The organism is uncultured Amaricoccus sp. (assembly GCF_937858865.1).
GTDB lineage: Bacteria > Pseudomonadota > Alphaproteobacteria > Rhodobacterales > Rhodobacteraceae > Amaricoccus.
Genome location: NZ_CALLYO010000406.1, coordinates 1 through 1864, shown reverse-complemented (window position 1 = coordinate 1864; position 1864 = coordinate 1). Strand labels below are relative to the sequence as shown.

General features: G+C 69.4%; 3 protein-coding genes. 1 reads left to right on the top strand and 2 read right to left on the bottom strand.

Annotated elements, in window-relative coordinates:
• Positions 1–94 precede the first annotated feature (94 nt).
• Positions 95–547 (bottom strand): cell wall hydrolase, encoded by a 453-nt coding sequence (locus Q0112_RS11920; RefSeq protein ID WP_297975614.1) that lies wholly within the window; start codon positions 545–547, stop codon positions 95–97.
• 282 nt (positions 548–829) lie between these two features.
• Here Q0112_RS11920 and Q0112_RS11915 point away from each other — a divergent pair, with 282 nt between their 5' ends.
• Positions 830–1201 (top strand): BrnA antitoxin family protein, encoded by a 372-nt coding sequence (locus Q0112_RS11915; protein ID WP_297975612.1) that lies wholly within the window; start codon positions 830–832, stop codon positions 1199–1201.
• A 106-nt stretch (positions 1202–1307) separates the two neighbouring features.
• Here the strand turns inward: Q0112_RS11915 and Q0112_RS11910 are convergent, their stop codons facing one another.
• Positions 1308–1652, bottom strand: a complete 345-nt coding sequence (locus Q0112_RS11910; RefSeq protein WP_297975610.1) for a glycine zipper 2TM domain-containing protein — start codon at positions 1650–1652, stop codon at positions 1308–1310.
• Between the last annotated feature and the right edge of the window lie 212 nt (positions 1653–1864).

The following is a 1864-nucleotide window of genomic DNA, read 5'->3' as shown; positions in this document are numbered from 1 at the left end:
CCCGCATCGTGATCCCGTCCGCTGCCTCTCGCTCCTGCACCGACGGAATCACGCCACACACCCGCGAACAAGCGCGGACTTCTTCAGCAGCCTGCTAGCGGTAGAAGACGTTGCCGCCGATGGTGCCGGTGCGCTTGCGCTTGGCGAACCAGCCGGGCTTGGCGCGGGCGGAGTGGAAGAAGAGGGCGCCGCCGGTCGGGTCGGCGCCGCCGGCGAGCACGGTCTCGGCGGCCCGGTAGGCGCGGGCGCGGCTGCGGGCGTCGGTCAGCGCGTCGGAGCGGCCGTCGCAGCGGTAGGAGAACTGGCAGCCCTGGGTGACGACGCCGCAGACGGTGTCGGGGAATTTCGGGTTGTTGGAACGGTTTACGATGACATGTGCAACCGCCGCCTCGCCTTCGGCGCCGGTGCCGCGGGCCTCGAAATAGATCGCCTCGGCGAGGCAGGCGAGCTCGCGCTCCCCCGGGATCGAGGCGCGATTGTCGGCGAGGGCGGGGGCAGCGAGGAAAGCGGCCGCGGCCAGGGGGGCGAGGAGGATGAGGGAACGCAAGGCAACCGGTCCGGAACTGTTACATCGGTCGCGGATAAGGCCATGTTGCAGTGCGGAATGTCTACCCGCGCCGGCAGGATGGGCGGAAATCCGCCGGTGAGGCGGCGGAGGAGTTTCGGGGAGGATCCGGGCCGCAGGGTCGGAAGATAGTGGAGAAACAGGCGGTTGGCGGATATGGAATGCGTAATGGAATGCGTATGGAACGCATATGGGCGATTTGAACCGAATCTTATGCTTTTCCGGCGAGGATCGCGGCTCGTGACCGGATGCGGGAGAGACGGGTTGTTCGAGGAACGCAGGCGCAACATCGAGCAGGAACGGGCGCACTTCAAGTTCATGCTGGAGCTCGAGAGGCAGGAAGAGTGGCTGAAGGACTTCAAGCTCCGGCAGCTGCTGGTGCCGCCGGAGTGGCATCGGATCGAGAGCCGGGTCCCGGTCCGGCCGCACAAGACCAAGCTCACCGCGGCCTTCGACGCCGATGTGGTGAAGTGGTTCCGCCGCATGGGGCACGGCTACCAGGCGCGGATGAACGCGGTGCTGCGCGCCTACATGCTGGCGCTGATCTCGAAGCACATCCTGTCGGAGGGCGACACCAACCGCGAGGGCGACGAGATCTGGGGGCTGCCGGCGAAGAAGGAGAAGAAGGAGGAGTGAGAAATCACGGCGCCGGCGCCCGGCAGGTGAGCCGGGATTGCCCGCGCCGGCACCCGACGAGGGGCGCGGGACGAGCGCCTCGGCCGAAACGGTGCAGTTCGGGCCCCTACCGGTAGATCGGCCTGCCGTAGCGGTCGTAGCCAACGAGGGTCGCCTGCGGGGGGTGGCCGCCGTAGGCGACCGGCTGGCCGTAGGGCCGGCCATAGGCCTGGGGCTGGCACTCGGGCCGTGTCGCGGCGAAGAGGCCGCCGACCGTGGCGCCGGCGATGGTGGCGAGATCCTGGCCCTGGCCCTTGCCGACCTGGTTGCCGGCGAGGCCCCCGAGCAGCGCGCCGCCAAGGACGCCGGTGCCGCAGTTGACGTTCTGCGCGCTGACCCCGCCGTAGTACGAGGGGGTCGTGGCGCAGGCCGCCAGGCCGAGCGCCACTGCCACGAGGCCGATCTGATGCATGCCGTTCCCTCCCGCTACCGCCGGGCGCACTGCCCGATGGGTGCCGGCAGATATACGCGCAAGGGCGCGGATCCGGTCGGTGGGCGGCGCGCGCCCGGCGGAAAATTGCCGTGGGCGGAGGGTGGCAGGCGCTGCTGGCGGGGTGGCGGTCGAGATCCTGTGGATCGGCGTGGAATGTTGACCCCGTGAGGCCGGGGATCGGCGTCGAAGAT